Below are 4,534 nucleotides of genomic sequence, written 5' to 3'. Positions count from 1 at the left end.
GCTGCCTATTTTTTCGGAAAAATAGGTTGTAATGGGAGACTCTTTGTTTTCCTAGACAAAAATAATTACTTTTTCAAAAAAACACTTTTCTATTTTTTTGTTGGGTATTTTATTCTCTGGAAGTCCCCAACTTGCCCTGAGCCAAGTCGAAGGAGTTGAAGGGGTCGAAGGGTAGCAAGGATTGCATTGCATCTTTCCTATTCTGATCTGACAACGCCTAATTATCAATCGCTGCACTGTAATCATCGCCAAGCTGATTATTTTTTCCCTTGCAGTAAACCAAAACGAATTAAACCCGACTCGTAACCGCGCCGCATTAACCCTAAAGATAAGGTCCCTTGGATAGTAGTATAACCGCTTGCTAACAAACCTGCGATCGCATCTGTGGTTAGGGCTGAATCAATCACCACATCCCAAAAAGCAGCCACCGATAGGGACCAATCATCGGTTTTTAGGTCTTGAAAGCCAACTTCACGGGCAATATCGGCGTATTCTGGCAAAGAAATCACATAGGGCAGACAATAAACCTGATAAATCTCGTTTAATAGTTTAATCTCTCCTTCCGTTAAATTACCGGCCAGGGAAGTGGTGGGACGATGACACCAAGTAGCCATCAAAAAAGTCCCCCCAGGCTGCAAAACCCGATAACATTCCCGCAGAAATTGCCTTTTATCGGGCATATGTTCGCCACTCTCCAAAGACCAGACCAGATCAAAATTATTCTCAGGAAAGGGGGTTTTTAGGGCATCAGCCACACAAAAACTGACTTGTTCCTCTAAATTGAACTCTTGCGCTCTTTGGCTGGCTCTAGCGGCTTGTACCGGGGAAAGGGTAATCCCCACCCCTTGGCTGTGAAATTTTTCGGCCAGATAAAGACTACTGCCACCAATACCACAACCCACATCGAGAATCTGATTAGCGCCGGTGACACCACCCCAAGTTAATAATTCTTCTATTAAATCAATTTGTGCCTGACGGCGATCGAGTTTAATCTTGCCGCCGCGACCGTAGTAACCATGGTGCATATGTTCGCCCCAAATCCTTTCCCATAGTCCACTAGAGGAGTCATAAAAATCGGCTATTCGTTGATAAAGTTCCATGGTGATTTCCTAGTTAAGAGAGGCACTCTTGCCAGAGATTGGCCAGATATGTTATACCAAATCCTGTGGAAAAAGTACGGCAAAGTGGGAAGTGGGGAGCGGGTTTTTAAATTTCGATCTGTTTTACTTTATCTTAATATCATAGGTTCCGATTTTTGCAAGAGGTCTTATGATTAAGGCAGGATTAAAACTACTGGCTGTTTTGATTTTTAGTATTTTTATCTTCCATGGGGCGGTCTTGGCCGAGGAAGCAGCCAAGCTATCCGGTTATCAGGCAGATTTAAGCCAAACATCTGTTTCCGGTCTTTCATCAGGGGCCTTCATGACGGCCCAATTCCATGTGGCCTACTCAGATAGGCTGGTGGGAGCAGGTATAATTGCTGGCGGTCCTTTTTTTTGTGTAGGTTCTTACGAGACGGATCCAGAGCAATTTTTCGAGCAAGCGACATCAACTTGCATGAATCCTCTGACTGAGTCAGTAGGACCGGATGGGAAAAGATTATTTAAAAAAGCTCAAGAACTGGCCAAGGCTAACAAAATTGCCGATCTCAACAATTTAAAAGATGATCGAGTCTATCTATTCAGTGGTTCAAGTGATCGCGTAGTTACAACTGTCGTCGTTGACAAAGTAGAAGATTTTTATCAAGCTGCCGGCTTGCCCTCAGAGAATATTAAATACGACAAGAATATCAATGCCGGTCATGCCATAATTGTCGAGGAGTCTAGGGTGTCATGTTCAGATACTAAGTCACCCTTTATAAACGACTGCGATTTCATGCAATCCCATCGGATTTTAGGGCATATTTATGGCAAGTTAAATCCACCGGTTGACTCTAATAGATTAAGTGGCCAGATTATTCGGTTTGACCAGAGCGAGTTTATTGACGGTAAAAAGACGAGTATGAGTCGGGAGGCTTATGTTTATGTACCTGAAGCCTGTAAAAAAGAAAGCTGCAAAGTTCATGTAGCTATTCATGGTTGCAAACAGGGGGCAACGGAAATTGATGATACTTACTACACTAAAACCGGTTACAATGAAATAGCTGATACCAACAGGATAATTGTCTTATATCCCCAGGTTGAACCGTCAGCATTAATCCCTTACAATCCCCAGGGATGCTGGGATTTTTGGGGATATTCCAGTGCAGATGCAGATAATCCCGTCTTTTATACTAGAGAGTCTCCCCAGATGAGGGCAATTGTCGCTATGTTAGAACGGTTGGCCGAACCGCACCCTCAATAATTTAATCTTTTTGCTGGCACAGACAGAGAAATACATTAAGCAGTTTACGAGGAAACTACCATGCAAAACGAGCTAGTTAAACAGTGGATTGACTCGAACAAGTTGGCAATAGAGTCCTTCAAGAATATTACGGCCACTAATGTGAACGCGATCGATGCCATGTTAACAAGTTTTGTTAACCCCAGTGCTTTCGCTGAACTAAGCAAGGGTTATCTAAGCTTGACCAAAGAATTGGGGGAAGTTTATACCGATAGTATTAATGAACTATTTCAAAGCCAACTGAAGCTGGTGAATTTACAGGCAACCTCTGAGTCTTTTAAGGACTTGGGTGAAATTTATGTCAGTTCGATGACCAGTCTTGGACTAAAGCAAGCAGAATTGATGCGCCTGTATCTAGAAACTACAGCCAAGTATCTAGAGATATTAAAGAGCGCTCAAAAAGTAGATGATCTATTCAATGTCCAAACCAGTATTTTTAGCGAACTTCAAGAAAAGTTGAAGGGGAATATGCTCGAAACAATGGGAGTTCTTAACTCTATCAATACTGCTCTGGACAATTGGACTCAAAAAAGCCTTGACGCATTCGCATCTGATCAGAGTTAAAAAAACTTGATCTTGCGGGTTATGTCTTTGGCCAAGTTCCCGGGTTGCTGCCCCAAACATATCCCCAACGGCGGGCAAGTGCCAGCGCCGCTGCCTTGGCCGTCGGGGTATCGAGGAAGACTGGCGCAGCAGGAGCATCAGCTAACAGGGCAGCAGCTTGTTATCGCCCTTCCAGAAGTCCAGGAAGAGCGATAACCCGAAACTCTCGGCAACGGGACAAAACCCTTGAAAGTCTATCAATGGCTAGGTGGGGTGAAGACAATCAAACCCGACAGCAACCCCGAAAATCGTGTCAGAATAGATCAGTGTAGTCACTGATGATCTTTGAGAAAAATATTTATATGTTAAGACGGGACAGCTACGATTTAATCATTGTCGGGGGCGGTATAGTCGGGACCACCCTAGCGGTGGCCTTAAAAAATACAGGATTAAATATCGCTATGATCGAGGAACGCCCCCTAGAGGTGGCCGCCTCCCGTCGTCAAGCTTATGCCCTCTCGTTGATGTCCAGCCGGATTTTTACAGGCTTGGGTATCTGGGATAAAATCTCGCCCAGTATCGGTAAATTTCGTCATATTCGCCTTTCTGATGCCGATTTTCCGATTTTTGTCCCCTTTGTGGTCGATGAGCTAAAAACCGATTATTTGGGCTATGTGGGCGAACATCAAGTGATTCTAACGGCCCTGCACAAGGCCAGCCAAGATTGCGATCGCATTGACTGGTTATCCCCTGCTAAAGTGTTAGAAGTGGAGTACGGAGCAGAAACAGCCACTGTCACCCTGGAAGAAGCCGGTCAAACCCGAAAAATCACCACAAAATTAGTTATCGGGGCTGATGGAGCCAAATCCGCTATCCGGCAAGGGGCGCAAATTAAAACCAAAGGTTGGAAATATTGGCAATCCTGTGTCGCTTTCACCATTAAACATCAACTCGATCGCAACGATACCGCCTTTGAAAGATTTTGGCCCACCGGTCCGATGGGCATTTTACCGCTCCAGGGTAATCGCTGTCAGATCGTTTGGACAAATCCCCATGAAGAGGCGAAAAAACTGCAAGAAATGCCCGAAGCGGAATTTATCAAGAAATTAGAAGCATATACGGGGGGATTACTGGGAAAAATAGCATTAGTTAGCCCCCGCGCTCTCTTTCCCGTACAGTTAATGCAGAGTGATACCTATGTTAAACCCCGACTGGCTTTAATTGGTGATGCCGCTCACTGTTGTCATCCCGTCGGTGGTCAAGGTTTAAATTTAGGCATTCGCGACGCGGCCGCTTTAGCGCAGGTATTAAAGGAAGCAGTGGAAAAGCAAGGGGATATCGGAGCGCTTTCTACCCTAAAATCCTACGAAAAATGGCGTAGATCCGAGAATTTAGCGATTTTAGGCTTCACAGATTTTCTAGATCGCCTGTTCTCCAATAACTGGCCGCCCATCGTTGTCATCCGTCGTCTCGGATTGGCAATTATGCGCGGTTTCCCCCCGTTGAAATTGTTTGCCCTGCAATTAATGACGGGATTAAAAGGACGTATTCCCCAATTAGCTAGGACTTGCTGAATAAATCTAAAAACCTTGTTGGACAGGACTTTTAG

4 protein-coding genes are annotated in these 4,534 nt (G+C 44.6%); 3 read left to right on the top strand and 1 reads right to left on the bottom strand.

Annotated features, from left to right (window positions below):
- Positions 1–257: 257 nt before the first annotated feature.
- Positions 258–1,100, bottom strand: a complete 843-nt coding sequence (locus tag IQ242_RS17450; RefSeq protein ID WP_193960841.1) for a methyltransferase domain-containing protein — start codon at positions 1,098–1,100, stop codon at positions 258–260.
- A gap of 169 nt (positions 1,101–1,269) precedes the next feature.
- Between IQ242_RS17450 and IQ242_RS17445 the strand changes: the two genes are divergently transcribed.
- The 3 genes from IQ242_RS17445 (at position 1,270) to IQ242_RS17435 (ending at position 4,499) form a co-directional block, all read left to right on the top strand.
- Positions 1,270–2,343, top strand: a complete 1,074-nt coding sequence (locus IQ242_RS17445; RefSeq protein ID WP_193960840.1) for a poly(3-hydroxybutyrate) depolymerase — start codon at positions 1,270–1,272, stop codon at positions 2,341–2,343.
- 60 nt (positions 2,344–2,403) lie between these two features.
- Positions 2,404–2,946, top strand: a complete 543-nt coding sequence (locus IQ242_RS17440) for a phasin family protein (RefSeq protein ID WP_052277152.1) — start codon at positions 2,404–2,406, stop codon at positions 2,944–2,946.
- Positions 2,947–3,287: 341 nt separating this feature from the next.
- A complete protein-coding gene (locus IQ242_RS17435) occupies positions 3,288–4,499 on the top strand; it encodes an FAD-dependent hydroxylase (RefSeq protein WP_193960839.1) in 1,212 nt (403 codons plus the stop codon).
- Positions 4,500–4,534: the final 35 nt, after the last annotated feature.

Source organism: Microcystis sp. LEGE 08355 (genome assembly GCF_015207185.1).
Taxonomy (GTDB): domain Bacteria; phylum Cyanobacteriota; class Cyanobacteriia; order Cyanobacteriales; family Microcystaceae; genus Microcystis; species Microcystis panniformis.
Note: the sequence above shows the minus strand (reverse complement) of the source record. Positions and strands in the feature narration are given on the sequence as shown.

Coding starts and splice junctions, on each gene's coding strand:
- IQ242_RS17440 (WP_052277152.1), top strand. CDS start 2,404: ATGCAAAACGAGCTAGTTAAACAGTGGATTGACTCGAACAAGTTGGCA.
- IQ242_RS17435 (WP_193960839.1), top strand. CDS start 3,288: ATGTTAAGACGGGACAGCTACGATTTAATCATTGTCGGGGGCGGTATA.
- IQ242_RS17450 (WP_193960841.1), bottom strand. CDS start 1,100: ATGGAACTTTATCAACGAATAGCCGATTTTTATGACTCCTCTAGTGGA.
- IQ242_RS17445 (WP_193960840.1), top strand. CDS start 1,270: ATGATTAAGGCAGGATTAAAACTACTGGCTGTTTTGATTTTTAGTATT.